The 18,852-nt window shown below is 52.3% G+C and carries 18 protein-coding genes; 9 read left to right on the top strand and 9 right to left on the bottom strand.

What is annotated here, in order from left to right; all coding sequences use genetic code 11:
• Positions 1–4 precede the first annotated feature (4 nt).
• From ACF2G4_RS03960 to ACF2G4_RS03945, 4 genes are all read right to left on the bottom strand, one after another.
• The gene (locus ACF2G4_RS03960; protein ID WP_243078099.1) at positions 5–793 is read right to left on the bottom strand and encodes an ABC transporter ATP-binding protein; all 789 of its coding nucleotides are present in this window, start codon (positions 791–793) and stop codon (positions 5–7) included.
• 10 nt (positions 794–803) lie between these two features.
• Positions 804–1,676, bottom strand: a complete 873-nt coding sequence (gene ntrB / locus ACF2G4_RS03955) for a nitrate ABC transporter permease (RefSeq protein WP_215846975.1) — start codon at positions 1,674–1,676, stop codon at positions 804–806.
• Between the two features lie 11 nt (positions 1,677–1,687).
• Positions 1,688–2,938, bottom strand: coding sequence for a CmpA/NrtA family ABC transporter substrate-binding protein (locus tag ACF2G4_RS03950; protein WP_409075940.1), 1,251 nt, complete (start codon positions 2,936–2,938; stop codon positions 1,688–1,690).
• Positions 2,939–3,200: 262 nt separating this feature from the next.
• Entirely contained in the window at positions 3,201–4,424 is a 1,224-nt protein-coding gene (locus ACF2G4_RS03945; RefSeq protein WP_409075546.1) for a nitrate- and nitrite sensing domain-containing protein, read from the bottom strand.
• A gap of 488 nt (positions 4,425–4,912) precedes the next feature.
• On the opposite strand from ACF2G4_RS03945, the gene ACF2G4_RS03940 reads away from it, so the two are divergent.
• The 8 genes from ACF2G4_RS03940 to ACF2G4_RS03905 all read left to right on the top strand — a co-directional run bounded on the left by ACF2G4_RS03940 (position 4,913) and on the right by ACF2G4_RS03905 (position 13,936).
• Positions 4,913–5,404, top strand: coding sequence for an SH3 domain-containing protein (locus ACF2G4_RS03940; protein WP_243078102.1), 492 nt, complete (start codon positions 4,913–4,915; stop codon positions 5,402–5,404).
• An 85-nt stretch (positions 5,405–5,489) separates the two neighbouring features.
• Positions 5,490–6,707, top strand: a complete 1,218-nt coding sequence (icmH, locus tag ACF2G4_RS03935) for a type IVB secretion system protein IcmH/DotU (RefSeq protein ID WP_215846977.1) — start codon at positions 5,490–5,492, stop codon at positions 6,705–6,707.
• The gene (gene tssM / locus ACF2G4_RS03930; protein WP_243078103.1) at positions 6,707–8,821 is read left to right on the top strand and encodes a type VI secretion system membrane subunit TssM; all 2,115 of its coding nucleotides are present in this window, start codon (positions 6,707–6,709) and stop codon (positions 8,819–8,821) included. Before icmH ends, tssM begins: the two co-directional genes overlap by 1 nt.
• Before the next feature lie 13 nt (positions 8,822–8,834).
• The gene (gene tagF, locus ACF2G4_RS03925; RefSeq protein WP_215846978.1) at positions 8,835–9,533 is read left to right on the top strand and encodes a type VI secretion system-associated protein TagF; all 699 of its coding nucleotides are present in this window, start codon (positions 8,835–8,837) and stop codon (positions 9,531–9,533) included.
• A 36-nt stretch (positions 9,534–9,569) separates the two neighbouring features.
• On the top strand, positions 9,570–10,709 hold the full coding sequence (tagH, locus tag ACF2G4_RS03920) for a type VI secretion system-associated FHA domain protein TagH (RefSeq protein ID WP_243078104.1): 1,140 nt from the start codon (positions 9,570–9,572) through the stop codon (positions 10,707–10,709).
• Positions 10,706–11,482, top strand: coding sequence for a PP2C family serine/threonine-protein phosphatase (locus tag ACF2G4_RS03915; RefSeq protein WP_215846980.1), 777 nt, complete (start codon positions 10,706–10,708; stop codon positions 11,480–11,482). The genes tagH and ACF2G4_RS03915 overlap by 4 nt, the downstream gene beginning before the upstream one ends.
• A 14-nt stretch (positions 11,483–11,496) precedes the next feature.
• Positions 11,497–12,450, top strand: coding sequence for a hypothetical protein (locus ACF2G4_RS03910; RefSeq protein ID WP_409075545.1), 954 nt, complete (start codon positions 11,497–11,499; stop codon positions 12,448–12,450).
• A gap of 43 nt (positions 12,451–12,493) precedes the next feature.
• On the top strand, positions 12,494–13,936 hold the full coding sequence (locus tag ACF2G4_RS03905; RefSeq protein WP_215846982.1) for a serine/threonine-protein kinase: 1,443 nt from the start codon (positions 12,494–12,496) through the stop codon (positions 13,934–13,936).
• Positions 13,937–14,100: 164 nt separating this feature from the next.
• Here the strand turns inward: ACF2G4_RS03905 and ACF2G4_RS03900 are convergent, their stop codons facing one another.
• A complete protein-coding gene (locus tag ACF2G4_RS03900) occupies positions 14,101–14,778 on the bottom strand; it encodes a gamma-glutamylcyclotransferase (RefSeq protein ID WP_243078106.1) in 678 nt (225 codons plus the stop codon).
• A gap of 216 nt (positions 14,779–14,994) precedes the next feature.
• Positions 14,995–15,225 carry a putative cation transport regulator ChaB gene (gene chaB / locus ACF2G4_RS03895; RefSeq protein WP_332627718.1) on the bottom strand — a complete coding sequence of 77 codons (231 nt, stop codon included), beginning with the start codon at positions 15,223–15,225 and terminating at the stop codon, positions 14,995–14,997.
• A 371-nt stretch (positions 15,226–15,596) separates the two neighbouring features.
• Between chaB and chaA the strand changes: the two genes are divergently transcribed.
• A complete protein-coding gene (gene chaA / locus ACF2G4_RS03890) occupies positions 15,597–16,688 on the top strand; it encodes a sodium-potassium/proton antiporter ChaA (RefSeq protein ID WP_409075544.1) in 1,092 nt (363 codons plus the stop codon).
• Between the two features lie 75 nt (positions 16,689–16,763).
• Here the strand turns inward: chaA and kdsA are convergent, their stop codons facing one another.
• From kdsA to ACF2G4_RS03875, 3 genes are read right to left on the bottom strand one after another with little or no spacing between them, the layout of a single operon-like run.
• Positions 16,764–17,618 (bottom strand): 3-deoxy-8-phosphooctulonate synthase, encoded by an 855-nt coding sequence (kdsA, locus tag ACF2G4_RS03885; protein WP_243078107.1) that lies wholly within the window; start codon positions 17,616–17,618, stop codon positions 16,764–16,766.
• 26 nt (positions 17,619–17,644) lie between these two features.
• Positions 17,645–18,454: an invasion regulator SirB1 gene (gene sirB1 / locus ACF2G4_RS03880; RefSeq protein WP_215846985.1), complete on the bottom strand. Its 810-nt coding sequence runs from the start codon at positions 18,452–18,454 to the stop codon at positions 17,645–17,647.
• Positions 18,451–18,849, bottom strand: a complete 399-nt coding sequence (locus tag ACF2G4_RS03875) for a SirB2 family protein (protein WP_215846986.1) — start codon at positions 18,847–18,849, stop codon at positions 18,451–18,453. Before ACF2G4_RS03875 ends, sirB1 begins: the two co-directional genes overlap by 4 nt.
• Positions 18,850–18,852 lie beyond the last annotated feature (3 nt).

Genomic DNA, 18,852 nt, shown 5'->3' with positions numbered 1-18,852 from the left:
ATCCTCACGCCGCGGTGGTCTGTTTTTCGTAGAGGAAGTGCAGGATCTTCTGGCGCAGTTGGTGATAACGCGGCTCGTCAGCCAGCGCGACGCGTGAACGCGGACGCGGCAAGTCGATATCGAGCATATCGCCCACGTGCGCCGCAGGTCCGTTGGTCATCATCAGCACGCGATCCGACAGCAGCACCGCTTCATCTACGTCGTGGGTGATCAGTACAATGGTGGTATTCAACTCTTGCTGGATGCGCATCACGCTGTCCTGCAAATGGGCGCGGGTTAATGCATCCAGCGCGCCAAAAGGTTCATCAAGCAGCAACACGCGCGGCTTCATCGCTAAGGCGCGTGCAATGCCTACACGCTGTTTCATGCCGCCAGAGATTTCGCCCGGACGTTTGTGCATCGCATGGCTCATCTGCACGCGATTGAGGTTGTGCTCGATCCAGTCGCTGATTTCCGCTTTGCTCATCTTGCCTTTGAATACCTGCTTTACCGCCAGCTCGACGTTTTGGTAGGTGGTTAACCACGGCAGCAAGGAATGGTTTTGGAATACCACCGCACGCTCTGGGCCGGGACCGGTGATTTCACGGTTATCACACAACAACACGCCGCTGCTGGGGCGCGTTAGCCCAGCGATCAAATTCAACAAGGTAGATTTGCCACAGCCGGAATGGCCGATCAGGCTCAAGGTTTCTCCTTCGCGGATGTCAAAACTGACGTTATCGAGCGCGAGGAAATCGCCGCCAGATGTGTTAAAGCGCTGGCTGACCTGCTGTACGCGAATGATATGTTGCATGGCGATCCCCTTATTTTTCCCAGCTAAAACGACGGACCAGCAGCATCAGGCCCTGCTCCAGCAGCAACCCAACCACACCGATAATCAGGATGGCGATCAGGATGTTTTCCACGTTGAGGTTGTTCCACTCATTCCAGATCCAGAAACCGATGCCCAGGCCGCCGGTTAGCATTTCAGCGGCGACAATCACCAGCCAGGCGATACCAATAGACAGGCGCACGCCGGTTAATACCGCCGGTAACACCGCAGGCAGTAAAATGCGACGCATCACCGTCCATTCGGAGAGTTGCAAAACCCGTGCAACGTTGAGGTAATCCTGCGGAATACGCTGCACACCTTCGGCGGTGTTGAGGATCATTGGCCAAATAGAGCAGATAAAAATGGTCCAGCTGGAAGCGGGTTCAGCGCGTTGAAATAACAGCAGGCCAATCGGCAACCACGCCAGCGGACTCACCGGGCGCAGCAGCGCAATAATTGGATTGAACATGCGTGACATAAAGGTAAAGCGCCCCAGCAGAAAACCGGCGGGAATGCCCACCAGCGCAGCCAGCCCAAAGCCAATGGCGACACGTTGCAGTGACGCGAGCACGTTCCAGCCGATACCCTGATCGTTCGGGCCGTTGTTATAGAACGGATCGGCGAACAGCGTTTGTGCCGCTTGCCAGGTTGCATACGGCGTGGGAAAACCCTGGCTCGACAAGGCGGCGATTTGCCACACCAAACCCAGCAGCAGCATACCGCTCAACGCAGGGATGACACGCTCTAGCAGTGGACGCAGACGGGCCGGTTTAGCCGCCGCTTTAGGGGCAATCTGTAGCGGAATAATGGTTGCGCTACTCTCTGTTTTCGCAGGTTGCGCCAGGGCGCGAGCTTCAGTTTTCATGACAACCTCTGTTAACGTTTGATGGCAAAGCTGGCGGCGTAAGCGGCAGGATCGGTTCCATCCCACACTTTGCCGTCAATGAAAGTACTGCTGCGCATCTCGCTGGCGGGCAGCGTGACGTTACCGACCGCGCTGGCGGCCTGCTTGTAGATATCTATGCGGTTGATTTGGCGTGTCACGGCCAGATAATCGGGATCAGTTTTCACCAGGCCCCAACGCTTCATCTGCGTCAGGAACCACATGCCGTCTGATAAATAGGGGAAGTTGACGCTGCCATCGTGGAAGAAACGCATGGCGTGAGCATCTTGCCAGGTTTGTCCCAAACCGTTTTCGTAGTGGCCAAGCATCCGGCCTTCCAGCGTCTCGACTTTGGTGTTGATCCATGCGCGCCCCGCCAACGCCTTGACGGTTTCACGGCGGTTATCGTCTGAAGCGTCGATCCAGCGAGCCGCTTCCAGCACGGCCGCGGTTAGCGCGCGAGCGGTATTCGGATTTTCAGTGACCCATTGCGCACGTGTTCCAAGCACTTTTTCCGGGTGATCTGGCCAGATCTGCTGGCTGGTCACGGCGGTAAAACCAATGTTGTCGCTGATGGCACGCTGGTTCCAGGGTTCACCGACGCAGTAGCCGCTCATGTTGCCAATCTTCATGTTCATCACCATTTGCGGTGGCGGCACGACAACGGTGCGCACATCTTCAAATGGGTCGATACCGGCATTCGCCAGCCAGTAATAGAGCCACATGGCGTGAGTGCTGGTGGGAAACGTGTGGGCGAAGGTGTAGCTGCCCTTGGCTTTAGCATCGATGGCTTTTTTCAGGCTGGCGGCATCCGTTACGTTTTGCGCTTTCAACTGGTTAGAGAGGGTTATCGCCTGACCGTTGTTGTTGAGTGTCATCAGGTTAGCCATGTCGTGCTGCGGTCCTGCGACACCCAGTTGCAGGCCATAAAGCATGCCGTAAAGCACATGCGCGGCATCCAGTTCACCCGATGTGAGCTTGTCGCGCACCGCAGCCCAGCTGGCTTCTTTGCTGACCTGCAGCGTAATGCCATATTTCTTATCGAAACCTTTCAACGATGCCATAACGACCGGCGCACAGTCGGTGAGTGGAATAAAACCGACGCGCACCGTGGTTTTTTCGGGTGCATCCGATCCCGCCGCCCAGGCGGCATGATGCAAACCTGGCAATAAATAGCTGCCACCTACTGCGGCTCCAGCCAATAACAACTGACGGCGTGAGAGTGAAAAAGGCGTTTTGCTCATCATTGGCACCTGAAAAAATGAAATAAAAAAAGGCGTCCTCCGACATGCCGTAGCACGCGGATGGACGCCTTTATCCAAAGCACTCGCTTCACCGCCGTTGGCGAAACAAATGCGCATTGTCTGTAAGGTAAAGCAAAGCCTGTGCCAATGTGTTGAAAGCCAGCTGGCAAGGCTTTTCCATCACAACTGATGGAAAATCACACAAATTTGCACCCTGCTGACGCACTCTACGCACAGGCTTTGTGCAACTACCTCCTTTGAGTTACCCCTTTAACGTGGCCGCCACAGCCAGCACGGCATTAGCGATGTCCAGGATGCGTTTGTTTTGATTCATGGCGCTTTTACGCAGCGCCTGCCACGCAGACTCTTCACTGTAACCGTGCTGCTGCATCAACCAGCTTTTGGCCTGATCGATAATTTTTCGCTCATCCAGCGTGGCACGCATTGAAGCCAGTTCCTCAGCCTGATTGCGTAAACGCTGAGCCTGTTCGCCAATCATTGACAATACCGAACGTCCTAACTGCGGCGCTAATCCATCGCTGTTCAGGGTTGCGGCTTCGCCATTGAGCCAGTCAGCGCCGGAAACATACAGGGCAAAACTGCTGTCACCTTGCGCCACCTTGAGTGGGGCTTCCGCCTGTAATTTTGCGACGGCAATAGCTTCACGGCAGCGCGTCATTAACGTTGCCGATAAATGATCTTCTATGCGTTTCATGTGATCGATACGAACCGACAGCAGCGAAAACCAGTTCAGCGCACCCGTCTCTTCGCTTTGACCGCCGGTGCAGGCGATGCGCCGTAAACGCTCGATTTCACGGCTGGCCTGCGCCAGCGGTTGCCAGCAAGCCAGCGCGTCGACATCTGCAAACTGGCTGAAGGTTGCGAAACTCTGCTCTTGCGCGTCAATCAGCGCCACCATGCAGCGACGCTGCTCCGCGCTAAATTGCCCTACGGTGAATCCTGCCGAACCGGTTGCACGCTCCTGGCCCGCCAGCTCTTTTCCCTGCATAAAACTGAACAATGCGATCAACGCGCGTGAAATTTCGGGATGGCTGGCGGTGTCAGCGGCTTCAAACACCAGATTTAATAAGCTGCGAATAATGTGATTAAACGCGGACATCGCCTGCGCGTGACTCAATTGCTGATCAGAAAGTTGAAGGCGAAGCGTCGGGAGATCGTTTAACGCCTGTAAAGTCGCCGCAATCAGCATAAACATCCGGCTGTAACCCGGTTGCGCCAGCGCAGGCGGTAAAACCTGGTAAAAAGCGTGCTGGCACTGAATCACATCCTGCTCGCGCGCCCGCCGCTCTTGCGCGAACAGTTTTCCCTGTGAGCAGATCCAGATATTACTTGCGCCACGTTCTCGCTGCAGTTGATGTACTAATTCGCTCACAGCAGCCAGTAACTCGCCGGTACGCAGCAAGCGTTGCAGGCTGGCAATATCACTTTCACATGATGCTTGCAGGTACTTCAGCGCATCCGTCATCGCCCAACCCTCATCGCGTAAAGTTCAATTCAAGCAAAAGCCATGCCGCTTTATTAAAAGAGTGAGATCGCCGTTACCCCGGAAATTCTGATTTTGATGAGAAAATTAAGTGAAAGACGTTAAGATTTCTGTTAACAAGTAATTAGAAAAACTTAATAGTTTCCAAGATAAGCGGTGCGTGACAGGATAGGTTCCACTATCATTGCTTCCTTTATGACGTTAATCATTTAATTCGATTTAACTATCACAAACTACAGCGTTTTTTTTGCGCCTTCGTTTACCTAAAGGCCCCCGCGTTAACACGCATCGATGAGGTGCGCAATGGTTTGAATTCTCAAAAGTCTTAGGTAGACTGAGGGCGGCACTACCTCAATGTAAGTTGGCCGTTTTTTTAACCGGCAATTTTAATCACGGCGCAAAGCCAGCCTCGGCGAACAACTGCATGATGCCGGGCAATATGCAGATACTTTGATGGGATCACGACGAACATGGTGAAAAAGAGTTTCGCGTTAACGCTGTTGGCAGTGTTGGCTTTGGCTGGTTGTAAGGCTCCGCCGCCCCCTGTCACCGATGATACGTTGGTCACCAGCGTCGTTAACAACGTTAAATTGGTACATCGACACGCCGTGTTAGCACCGAAGGAATTTGAGCCAGTTAATCAAACCTGGCGCGCTTTATATAGCGCATCTGTGATGACCACCCCAGATTACGGCGGCAAAGTGGTGCGTTATCTGGAAAGTGGTAAACCTTTTGAAGTGTTAGGCAGCGTGGAAAACAACTGGCTTGCCATCGCCGACGAAGCCGACGGCCCAATGATTGGCTATGTCCCATTGAAATCAGGCGTGGAAAGCAGCCGTTATGAGGCGACCGTACGTAGCGATCGTCCGCGTCCACGTAAGACAAAACAAGTCTGCGTTGCTGTTGGCGGCGCAAGTAAAGCCTGTCGCACTAACGATACCGCGACCTGGATCTTAGACTAAACATGGAATCCGGCGCATATTGCCCGCAGCACCGCCCTGGTCTGCGGGTTCAGGGATTTGCCATTGGCTGGAAGAACACATATTAATGACTGTGGAATCCCCTGCGCGTGAGGCAACTACCTCAGGCAATGAGAATCTATTACTGAATGCTGCAGCGCCTTTGCTGAACGCTGTAGTGCAAATTCGTCAGGCGGCTACGCATGACGATCCTGCCGGTCTACGCCAGTCACTTATCGATGAAATTCGTCAGTTTGAACAGCGCTGTAAACAAGCCGGCTTGCCCTTTGAGATGATCATTGGCGCGCGATACTGCCTGTGCAGCGCATTGGATGAGGCGGCGGCGCAAACGCCTTGGGGTACGCGCGGCGTCTGGTCCGGCAACGGCATGCTGGTGACATTTCATAACGAAAGCTGGGGTGGTGAAAAATTTTTCCAGCTGCTCTCGCGCATCTCTCAAAGTCCACAGCAACATCTTTGGCTACTGGAAGTGGTGCATTATTGCCTGTTACTTGGTTATGAAGGCCGCTATCGCGGTAATGAGAGTGGCCGCGCCCAATGCGAAGGCATTCGCAAACGTCTGGCAACCTTAATCGATGAAACCCGTGCGCAGCGTAGCGTGACACCTGCACCGTTAGTGGTGGTGCACCCGCTGGTCAGCACATTGGCACGTCCGATGGTGCCGCTCTGGGCCTGCGCCACCTTGGTGGCATTAATCGCCTGCCTGATATACAGCGGCCTGAACTGGCGATTAGGCAACGCTGCTGAGCCATTGCTGCGCGCTATCTATCAGACGCCTTTGCCGCAAATTACGGTAGGTCGCCGCCCTTCTTCACCTCAGGCGCTGCTGGATTTGCGCCAGCGTCTTAATGATGTCATTGCTGCCGGCCAGCTGGAAGTCAGCGATGGCGCGTTCGGCAGTAAAGTGATTATTCCTGCTGACAAGCTATTTGCCGCCGAAGGCACGGCAATCAATCCTGTGGGTCGTGCCTTGCTGGCGCGTGTTTCCGCAGCGATGAAGGACGTGAAAGGAACGATTTTGGTGTCGGTGTTCACTGACGATCGTCCGGTCGACAACAGCCGTTTCGCCTCAAGTTATGAATTTTCTTTCGCCCGCGCTCGTGCAGTGACGCAATTAATGCAGGTTCAACTCGCCGATGGACACGTCATTCGTTCTGAGGGCCGCGGTGACAGCGATCCGCTGTTGCCCAATGACAGCAGTGAAAACCGCACCCGCAACCGTCGCGTTGAAATTACCTTGTTTGCCGCGCCCGAAACGCTCAGTAATCATCAAGGAGCTCAATAATGCGCGCTTCCGTTCGCTTGCTTTTAACTCATCGGCTGCTGTGGAGTTTTATTGGCGTAACCGCGCTGAGCTGTCTGCTATGGATGCTTGGCCCGCTCTGGGTATGGGGTGATACGCGCCCGCTGGAACCCGCGCTGAATCGTCAATTAACTGTCGGCGCGCTGATCGTCTTGTGGGTGCTGTTTCAACTGCTTCCGTCCTTGTATCGTGCCTGGTTCAATAGCCGATTACTGACGCAACTGCAGCTTTCAGACAGCGACGATCCGGCTGAACGCCAGATTACGGAAGAGTTGCTCAACCAACGCTTTAGTGACGCGGCGACGCAGTTAAAACGCGCCCAGTTTGGCCGTCGCCAGCGCGGCAGTTGGCTATCCAGAGTCAGCGCCAACTATCTTTATCAGTTGCCGTGGTATTTAGTCATGGGCGCGCCAGGCGCCGGTAAAACCACCGCATTGTTAAATGCGGGCCTGGAATTTCCCCTGACTGATAGTTTTGGCAAAAACGCGATTCGCGGCGTGGGTGGCACGCGCAACTGTGACTGGTGGTTTACCGATAGCGCAGTGTTAATCGATACCGCTGGACGTTATGCCCTGCAGGAGAGTCAGCGCGCTCGTGATGCCAGCGAATGGCGCAGCTTTATCAATTTACTGAAGCGCTATCGCACCCGACAACCGATTAACGGTGTGATCATGACTATCAGCGTCGCCGATCTGTTGAGTGACTCTGCTGAAGCGCGTTTTGCTCAGGCAACGGCGCTACGTGAACGCATGGCGGAATTGCATCAACATACCGGCATTCATTTTCCTGTTTATGTGATGGTGACAAAGACCGATTTGCTGAAAGGCTTTATGAGCTTTTTTGGCGCTATCGACAAGTCACAACGTGACGCTATCTGGGGCTTTACCTTTAACTGGGAATTGGGCAAGCCGAACAAGGATGACTGGCACGCCAATTTCTCGCAGCAATATCACCGTCTTGAGCAACAGCTTCAGCAGCAATTAGCGCAGCATATGGCGCAAGAGCGCGATCTGAATCAGCGGGCTGAATCTTTCTTGTTTCCGCAAGAATTCGCTTCACTGCGCCCTTTACTGAATGAATATCTCGATATTGTTTTTTCCGATCATAAAGATGCCGTCGCGTGGAGTCCGCGCGGCCTGTTCTTTACCAGCGGCACCCAGGAAGGCTTGCCGTTTGATCGTGTCATGGGGGAGTTGAGCCGCAAGCTGCAACTGCGCCAGCCAGGCGATCATTCAATTGCGGCCTGGGATAGCGTCAATCGCAGCAGCCCTATTCCCGGTAACAAAGGCCAGAGCTTCTTTATTCGCGATCTGCTCAGCACATTGATCTTTAGAGAGAGCGGTTTGGCTGGCAGCAACCGCCACTGGGAATACCGCAACCAACTTTTCCACTGGATTGGCTACGGCGTGCTGGCGGGAGCCTTACTGATTTTGTCTGGATTGTGGTCACTCAGCTATTATCAAAATCAGCACTACTTGCAGCTGGTGGAAACGCGCGTCGCGCCAATTATCCAACAAAGTCAGCAAGTGATTCATCAGCCAGCCGATAATATTTTCGATCTGCTACCCTTTCTAAATAGCCTGGTGAAGCTGCCGCTGTCGGATAAGTTTTCTCTCGATAATCCGCCGCTTACTATGCGGGTTGGCTTATTTCGCGGTACGCAAGTGAGTGACGCCGCGTGGGTGCTTTATCAAAATGCGCTTAAGTCTTTACTGCTGCCGCGTGTGGCTCAGCAGGTAACGAATCTGCTGCGTAGCGATCCAGGCGATGACAATACCTATAGCCGAAATGCATTACGCGCCTATCAAATGCTTTATGAGCCGCGTAATTATGATGGAGAATTTCTGCGCGCCTGGCTGTTACAGAATTTGCAACGCACGCTGCCCAATAATGTCAGCGCCCGTGATTTACAGCAGCTTGACTGGCATCTGAGTCAGTTGCTGGATCAGCAAATTCAATCTTCGCCTTATGCGCGCGATAACGCATTGATGATGCGTAAACTTGCGGAAAATCTGAAAAATGCGGGTCACGATAGCAATACGCTTGCCGTAACGCCTTTGCGCGTTGGAGAGCGATTGACCCTGCATAGCGAGTAATGGTGAGGTGAACATGGCTGCGTATACTGTTCCCGGCTGGTATGGCAAGTTGCCTTCAACAGGCGACTTTCTACATCATCGACTCAGCGAGAAGCACATCACGCCCTGGAGCCACTGGTTTCAGCAGGGTTTGATACAGTGGCATATGCAAGAAAATGCCAACTGCGCGGCTTTTTTGCGCGCACCGGTGTGGAATTTTGTTTTGCCAATAACGCCGGGCAGGCAGCAGATTCAGATGGGGTGTTTATTGCCCTCGTGCGATCGCGTGGGCCGCGCCTGGCCGCTGGTGGCGCTGCACAGCTTTTCACTGAATCAATGGCACCCGGCGCAGCTGACTATTTCCGGTGACTGGTTTCAGGATCTCGGCGCGACCTTGCTACAGGCGGTACAACAGCCGCTGAATGCCGAACAGCTAGAGCAGCATATTCAACGCTTACCCCCGTTGCTGGTGCCGGTAAAGCAGCCGTCAGACATCATGGATGTGATTGGTTTTCAGGATCTGCCCTGCACGCTCAGCTGGCGTGAAGTGGCGGAACGTTTCGATCCCCAGCAGCACATGAGTTACTGGTGGAGTAATCGCAGTGATGGTTTCGTGCATGCCACTCACAAGCACAGCGGCAACCTGACTGCAGATCTGTTTTCGTTACTCTTTAACCCGGCGGCAGGTGCACAGCCGGGACGTAATGGCCTTTATCCACCAATGTTTGAGTGAGGCCGGTTGCGTTTGCCCTTCAATACGGGATGACCCATGCAATTTACCATTGTGCAATGCACTACAGAGGTTCCGATGAAAACCGTGGCGTTCCTTCCGCCCGGTGGGACTATTGGACGCAGTCAGGATAACGATCTGGTCTTGCCTGATGAATCGCGGGCAATTTCACGTTTACAGGCGTTGGTGCACCTCTCCAACGAAGGCGAGTGCCGCCTGACCAATCAAGGCAGCGTCACGCCGGTTGAACATAACGGTGTCACGCTGGGGCGCGGAATGCAGGTGCATCTCAAGCACGGTGATGCGCTGCGTATTGGCGAATATGCTTTGGAAGTGCGCGATCCTGCACGCAGTCATGAAAGCAAAGACGATCCGCTGGCATTCTTCAGCGCTGAAGCTGCGCAACTCACCAATCCATTGGGCATTGGTGAACAGCATGATGTCGATGCCTTGGCGGTGGAAACGGAGAGCAGCCCTACACGTCATGAGCGCCACAGCGACGCACGTCTGGCAATTGATCCCCAAACGAATGAACCGCAGCGTCAGTCTCATACGCAGCCTTACGATCAAGACAAACTGATCGCCGCGCTGCTGGAAGGCATGGGTCTGAACAACGGCCATGCTACGCCGATTGATGAGGAACAGATGCGCATTACCGGCCGTATGTTAAGCCTGTTTTCGCAAGGTACCGTTGCCTTAATGTCATCGCGCTCTATTCTTAAGCGCGGCGTGAAAGCTGACATGACGATGATCCTCAACGAGGCCAATAATCCCTTCAAAATTTTGCCCTCAGGTAAAACCGTTTTGATGCAAATGTATCAAAGCCAGATGCCTGGTTTTATGCCGCCGGAACAGGCGGTGCGCGATGCGCTGGTGGATTTGCAGGCGCACCAGCTAGGCATGATAGCCGGTATTCGCGCCATTATTGCCGCCATGCTGCAATCCTTTAATCCGCAACGTTTGGAAGAACAAGCGCGCGTTGATGGTATGTTGCCGAAGCTGCCATTCTCCACCCTCAAAAAAGCCGCGCTGTGGGACTATTTCATGCGTAACTATCAGCGCACCGCAGGCGAAATTGAAGATGACTTCCACACCTTGTTTGGCGAAGCCTTTCTTCATGCCTATGACATGGAAGTCAACCAGTACAAAGATTCTCAGACGCGAGTGGATGAAGCATGAAAATTGTTTTTGCCAGCCGCTGCCAGCAGGGTTTACGCGATGAAAATCAGGATCGTACCGGTGCTGAACTCGACGACAGTAAAGCCTGCTTTGTGGTGTGCGACGGTGTTGCTGGTTTACCTGGCGGTGACAAAGCGGCCCAACTGGTGCGTGATAGCCTGATCAATCAACTCAAAGCGTGTGAAGATTTTTCGCCCGCGTTTACCCAGCGGGCCGTTGAACACTGTCGGGCATTACTGCATGAAGCCCAAGGAAAAAATCCGAAATTTTCACGCATGAGCACCACGCTTGCGGTCCTGTTTATTGACCGTGAACAACAGCGCGCATGGTGGGCGCATGCAGGTGACAGCCGGGTTTATCACTTTCGTCACGGCATGCTACATCAGGTGACGCGTGACCACAGTCTGGCGCAACAGCTCAAAGAAGCAGGCTATGAAAATACCGGCATTAACAGTAATTTACTCTATAATGCGCTCGGTGCAGCCCCGTCTCGTCCGGTGAGTTTTTCTGATGAAATTCAGCTTGAAGATGGTGACGCCTTTTTAGTCTGCACCGATGGGTTTTGGCTTAACCTGACCACCAATGAGATGGAACAAGCGTTACGCATGGTTAACGCTTGCGAAGAGTGGTTGGCGCTGATGGAAGGCGCGGTGAGCCGTAGCGTTAAAAAAGATAATCTCAGTGCTTTGGCTGTTTGGATTGGTGAGCCTCAAGAGGCCACCTTGCTCTATTCGCTGGCTGATTCGGCTCGTTTTCTGCCGCCTCGTTATTGATTCCAAGGATTCATATGAAATTGTGGTTGCCCGGCATTGCCACCCTGCTGATTGCCTTTAACGTGCAGGCGGAAAATTATCGTGTGGTTTATTCGCCCAGCCTGGCGCTGGAAGTCTATATCGATAATGTGGTGAGCAAAGCGCCTGACGACTGGTGTAAAGAGACGCTGCCGTTGCGCATCGTTTCGGGTAAGAGCAAAGATTCGGCGGTTCTTACCACTTTTTTACCGCGTGTTGGCACGCTGTTAGCTAACCAATGCGGCACGCTTGATGTTGTGCCGTGGCAAATGACGGACAAAGATGGCGGCGTTTTAGCCAGCGGCAGCGCCAGCAAATTACAAAACTGGCGCCCCATTGTCATGGCTGATGCCACCACGAGCGCCAGCGACAGCAATGCCGCCCCACTCGATTTATCGCGTCCGGCTGACAGCACGCCATTGCAGCACTTTGATCTGCCCAGCGGCTGTCATTTTCGCACCGCGTGGGATGATAATGCAGAATCGATGTTTATTCCTGATGTCCGCAAACAGCAGTGTTCACCAGACGGCTGGGTAGAAGGCAAAAGTGAGTTGACCCTGGCGGGAACAGGAAAGTCCGTGAATGTGCCGGTTACGTTTTATCAAGGTTACCCGATCGCTAATTTATCCATTAGCGGCAGTCCGTTAGAGGTGGTCGCCGCCAATAATCAACGCATGATAGTTACGCGTCCGGATGCTACCGATAGCTGGTTGATTTTGCCCTTTGATGCAAAACAGCATCTCTGGCGCTTTAATGGCACCTTATTGGTGAAGATGGAAAAGAGTACTGCAGAGCAAGACGCCAACGCGGTGAAATCGCGAGTTGAAACCTTGCGTGCCCTTTGGGGGCCGCATTTTATGCCACAGCAAAAAGTGAATGTGTTACTCATCGACACCCTGCACGCGGATCTGGTTGATCCGGCCATCGGTGCCTGGCGTAACATCAATTAATTACCGCGCAGCCTGGCGAACAGGCGTGTTCAGAGAGTTCACTATGTCGGCTAATGATAATCAAAAAATGGTTCCGAATGCTCTGCCTGACGGTTACCGGTTTAATGAGTTTGAGATCAAGGAAGTGATTGGTGGTGGCGGTTTCGGCATTGTCTACCGCGCATGGGATCATCAGTTAGAACGCACCATCGCAATCAAAGAATACATGCCGGTTTCACTGGCGCAACGCGCCACGGATTTGTCACTTGAACTGCGTGGCGAGCGTTTTCAAAAATTATTTAATGCCGGACTGAACAGCTTTATTCAGGAAGCTCGTCTGCTGGCGCGTTTTAATCATCCCGGCTTGCTGCACGTTTTGCGCTTTTGGGAAGAGAACGGCACCGCGTATATGGGCACGCTCTATTACAGCGGCATGACGCTCAAAGAGTGGCAGACAACCAGCCCTGAATCGATTTCGGAAGCCTGGATTCGCCGCCTGTTGCCGCCGCTGTTAGGCGCCATTAATACCATTCATCAGGCGGGTTATCTTCACCGTGATATTTCGCTCGATAATATCCAGATTCAAGATAATCAATTGCCGGTGTTGCTCGACTTTGGATCAGCGCGCAAAGAGATTGGCAATTTATCGGATGAAACCGAGATCATGCTCAAACCCGGCTTTGCGCCGATAGAGCAATACAGTGAAGAAGGCGAAGTGGAACAAGGTCCCTGGACCGATATCTATGCGCTGGGCGCGGTGTTACACAGCCTGATTACCGGTAATCCGCCACCGGTGAGCGTAGTGCGCTGCATTGAAGATAACTATCTCCCGTTGGTTGAGCGCAAGCTGGAAGGTTTTTCGCTGTCGCTGTTGCACGCGGTAGATTGCGCATTAGCGATGAAGCCAGGCGATCGTCCGCAGAGCGTAGATGCATTCGCTGCCCTGATCGACTTGCCGGTCAGCGACGTTGAAGCCGTGGTTAACAGCCTGCAAGCTGCGGCGGATATGCCGCCTGCGCCGGTAGTTGTGGCTGAAGAGCCCGTTGACGCACCTGAACCGGTGGTGATGGCGGTCAATCACGGCGCATCCATCATTGAGCCAGTCACGCCTCGCAACGTTCGTCGCCTGTCGCCGGGTTTGTTAGGCATCGCTGGCGTGGCATTGCTGGCTGTCATTGCCGTAACATGGATGGTGAATAAGCGCAGCGTTGCCCCAGTGGCTGAGAACACATCCGTAGCGCCAACGACCTCGGCAAACTCGCCAGCCTCCAGCAGCGTTGCCGCCGTGCCTGTCGCTTTGGCCACGGTTTATCTCAAGCTGGGGAATGGTGAAAGCATCGTGTTGAATGGTCAACCGCTTGAAGTGAAGCCGGGAAGCAGCGGTTTTGCGGCATTGAATCTGGCTGCGGGCCAATATCGCCTGGAAGTGCATGCAGGCAACATCACGCACACGCAATCTCTGACCATTGATAAACCAGGCACCTGGTTAATTAACCCAGGAAATTAACGCTTAACCTTTTAGTGAAAAAAGCTTGCCTGATGAAGAGCAAATCGCCGACTCGTTGGCGCTTTACTCTTCAGGCGAGTTTTTCTTAAACGGAAGCATTATCGCCCTCTTTAACCAAACAATTTCCTGATTCAGTCAACCGGGCAGCACACGCAAACGGTCAGTTATCCTTGCGCCTGATTGCAACAAGATTGCAGCGCCCGCACCTGATGCGCCAGCCGACTCAAGTTTTCCTCTTCCATCCCGCGCTTTGCCAACTCCTGCTCCAGTGAAAACAGGTATTGCGCATTGGAGCCGAGCGGCCCAGTCGCGGCGGCAATTAAGGGGGCAATCGCATCCGGGCAAGAATCGGATTCATACAGCGGATGACGCGGATCCATGATAAACGCCAACGCCGTTACGCTACGACCATCATCCAAAGCGAGTTCGCACCAGGTAGGCAAATAGCAACCGGTAATCATCTCGCGCTTCCACAGCAACGCCAGCTCTTCATGCAGGCGTGCTTCCGGCAAACGAAAGGCCAATCCGCTGGTTTTGCCGCCCTCTTTCAGCGCTAACATGCGACCGGGATGACTTGATGTTCCGCGCCCCGCAATCAAACGCAGGCAAAAGGCGCGATGCCAGCCTTCCAGTGAACCGGATGCGACTTCATCCGCTTCAAAAATAGGGTTCCACATCAGAGAGCCGTAGCCGAAGATCCATACCGGGCTGTGATCGGGACGGCATGCCAATGTGGCCGCCAGTGAAGCCGCACGCTGCTCGCAACTCCATAACAACGTCTCTTCGATATCACCGAACGACGTTTTACAATCCGCTTTTAATAAAAATTCCCGAGTTAACAATCTGACCTCCTCGACACGTTTGACGTCCTGTCTGAATGACTCACCTCTTGTGCTGACCTAAAGCGATCTCGCGCTTCGTTCTATAAAACGACAGTAATTCATTTTTATTGAGGGTTACAAGCGTGATGGTGCTCACAAGATAAAAAAAGAAGGCGAACCTTTTGGGAAAAAAATAAAAAAGGGCCAGATTTTTCTGGCCCCGAAGGGAATGAGCACTCAATGCTTGGGATGCCACTTATTATCTTCACCTTTTTCGTACTCTTTTTTCACGGCTGACCAGGCAACTTTATGCGCCACCTCTTCTCGCGAGTCATCGCCGCGACGATCCTCTTCATCTTTATATTGCGACCAAGCGCTATTAAACGCCTCTTGATAGATATCTTGCGCATGTGCGGGTAGCACATGCTTAACGCTGTCCGGTAATCCACTTCGGCTACGGTAAGGCATAACTCCTCCTGTGTTTAACACCGACTTTAAGTTTGGTCGAAGTTGGGAAAATCTCAAACTTGAGTTAATACGACCTTAGCTTATTAAACGAAATTTAAACGAGATAAAACGCATTAATCCACCTTAAACAAGAGGATTAATCGATTGATAAGTGCAAATAGCAGAATCACATCCTGCTGATTAATAATCACTAAAATCAGATAACAGCTTCTTAATTCCGTTTTAACAAAATTATTGCTTAAAGTAAAAACCAGTAAATATTTACATCTTATGACGGTTAAAAGTTAAACTGGTTAAGTTGATTATTTTCATTATATTTTACGGGTGCGCTAACACGTTCCGTCTATTTGAACAGCTTAAGAGGATGGTGAATGCCAACACATGAGAAAACGCGTCACAAGGAATTCTGGCTGATATTTCCCCTCATCACGCTGGGTGTCCTCTATTTTTTTAGTGGACAAACTTCAATGCCAATCGTTATTGGCATCAACTTGTTGGCGCTGATTGCTATTTTAAGTAGTGCTTTTAGCGTAGTACGACATGCCGACGTGCTTGCGCATCGCTTGGGTGAACCTTATGGATCACTGATTCTCAGCTTGTCGGTGGTGATCCTTGAGGTGAGTTTAATTTCGGCATTGATGGCAACGGGCGACGCAGCACCCGGATTGATGCGCGATACGCTCTATTCAATCGTCATGATTGTCACCGGTGGATTGGTAGGTTTTGCCTTACTGCTGGGTGGGCGCAAATTTGCTACCCAATATGTGAATCTGGCGGGCGTTAAACAATATTTGATTGCGATTTTTCCGCTGGCTATTTTGGTGTTGGTCTTTCCCAATGCCCTGCCAGGCGGTAACTTTACTACGACGCAAGCGCTGATTATTGCCGCCATTTCTGCAGCGATGTATGGCGTATTTTTGCTGATTCAAACCAAGAGGCATCAAAGTCTGTTTGTCTATGAACATGAAGATGACAGCGACGATGGCGACCCGAGTCATGGTAAACCGTCCGCACACAGCAACGTTTGGCATACAGGATGGTTGATCGTCCATTTAATCGCCGTGATTGCCGTGACCAAAATGAATGCCAACACGCTGGAGTATTTACTTTCAGAGTGGAATGCACCGCAGCAGTTCACCGGTTTCCTGGTGGCGCTGTTAATTTTGTCGCCGGAAGGTTTAGGCGCAATCAAAGCGGTGTTGATGAATCAGGTGCAGCGAGCCATGAATCTCTTCTTTGGCTCAGTCCTGGCGACTATTTCGTTAACCGTTCCAGCGGTAACCATCATTGCTACGTTGACCGGCCAGGATTTGATATTTGGTCTTGAGCCACCGCAAATGGTGATCATGATGGCATCATTGATTCTGTGTCAGATTTCCTTCTCAACCGGCCGCACAAACGTGTTGAACGGTGCAGCACATCTGGCGCTGTTTGCCGGTTATCTGATTACCATCATGTTGTAATTCAGCCGACTGATGCAGCTTAGTTAGCGCGAAAAAAAGAGCGATTTCTCGCTCTTTTTTCTTTTTTGCGGCTGATTACTTACTGGTGTCGAGTTCCGGGAAACTTTTTACCAGCTCATCAATCGCTTTCATCTGCGCCAGGAACGGCTCAAGTTTGTCGAGCGGCAGCGCTGATGGGCCATCGCACAGCGCGTTAGCGGGATCAGGATGCGATTCGATGAACAAACCTGCAATGCCAACCGCCATACCCGCGCGAGCCAGCTCAGCAACCTGCGCACGACGTCCACCCGAAGCAGCACCAAACGGATCGCGTGTTTGCAGCGCATGCGTGACGTCGAAAATCACCGGGCTGTTGTTGGTGACTTTTTTCATCACGTTAAAGCCCAACATGTCGACCACGAGATTGTCGTAACCGAAGTTGCTGCCGCGATCGCAAAGAATCACTTTATCGTTGCCGCCTTCCGCAAATTTATCAACGATATTGCCCATCTGGCTCGGGCTGACGAACTGCGGTTTTTTCACGTTGATAACGGCACCGGTTTTCGCCATCGCTTCAACCAGATCGGTTTGACGCGCCAGGAATGCCGGCAACTGAATAACATCAACCACATCCGCAACCGGCTGCGCTTGTGAAGCTTCATGCACATCTGTGATGATTTTCACGCCAAAGGTCTGCTTCAGCTCCTGGAAAATCTTCATGCCCTCTTCAAGGCCTGGGCCACGATAAGAGTGAATAGATGAACGGTTCGCTTTATCAAAAGAAGCTTTGAACACGTAAGGAATGCCGAGTTTTTCGGTCACTTTTACGTAGTGCTCGCAGATGCGCATGGCGAGATCGCGTGATTCCAGCACGTTCATACCACCAAACAGTACAAACGGCAGATCGTTTGCAACCTTGATATCACCAATACTCACGACTTTCTGTGTCATGCCCTTTCCTTATCTGTGAAGGCGCCTTAATGCAGCGTCACTTGTTTTTGTTCAATTGCGTGTATCTGAACTTTAATCATTTCGCTAACCGGATCTTCAGGACACTGTTCAACGAAGTACGTTAAATCAGTGAGCGCGATATGTTCGCACTCGAGCTGCGCGTAGATCAAACCGCGATCGCGAATTTCATAAGGATCATCAGGATCAATACGCAGCAGAACCTGGCTCACATTCAGCGCCAGCTCCATCTGCTTCTCTTCCATCAATGCAGCTTTCAACGTATCGAGCATCTTGCGCATTACGCTGACTGTTTTCGCGCCGTCCAGATCATCGTCATACAGACGTGCGGTTGGGCTGATATTGCCTTTTAACCACACTTCAAGCGTATGTTTATCCAGCGTTTCGCCATTGAAAGGATTGATCAGCCATTTGTCACCATCAATCCAGTCGGCACGCAGAATAAGCTGGGTTGGAAAAATAACCGGCATCAGCGGCAGTTCTAACTCGGCAGCGATGTGCAGCAGAATGACGCCCAGCGACACCGCTGTACCCTGACGCGTTTTCAGTACGTTATCTAACCACAGCGCATCTGAAAGATTGTATATGCCGCTTGCCCCGCCAAATCCCCATTGGCGATAAAACAGTTCAAGCAGCTTTTCGAGTTGCAAATCGGCATCTTTTTCGCAGCTGACATACTCGCGTGCTTCAGCCACTAAGGCCGCCAGTTGCGCTTCCACTGACAACGCCGGGAAATCGGCGCGGATGGCAAGCGTGGCACCAATCACCGCTTCACACAGCGGCGTCTGGCTATAATCTAATTGTTCGGTGGCGGTCATACGATCCCCAATAACGGCATTTTGGTTACCGCCAGCTTGATGACTATCACCAGCGCGATTAACGCCACAATAAAGGCGATCCAGCGGGTGCGGTCAGTTCGCGGACGACGACTCAGTGCCACGGAAGCTAAGGCGATGTAGATGATAACCCCTAATAGCTTCTCAGTCAGCCAGCTTCCTTGCGGAGAAAAAGGGTAAAAATGGGTGATCATAACTAACATGACGCCCGTAATGAGCAGCAAAGTGTCATTAACGTGCGGCAGAATGCGTACCCAGCGGCGCATCATCATGGCAGAACTGCTGCGTTGCCAGTAAAAACGCAACAGGAAAAGTGTGATAGTGATCGCCACCGTGAGCAGGTGTAAATGTTTGATCAGAGGATAATAAGCAAACATGTC

It is taken from the genome of Pantoea phytostimulans, assembly GCF_046118715.1.
GTDB classification, from domain to species: Bacteria; Pseudomonadota; Gammaproteobacteria; order Enterobacterales; family Enterobacteriaceae; genus Pantoea; species Pantoea phytostimulans.
Note: the sequence above shows the minus strand (reverse complement) of the source record. Positions and strands in the feature narration are given on the sequence as shown.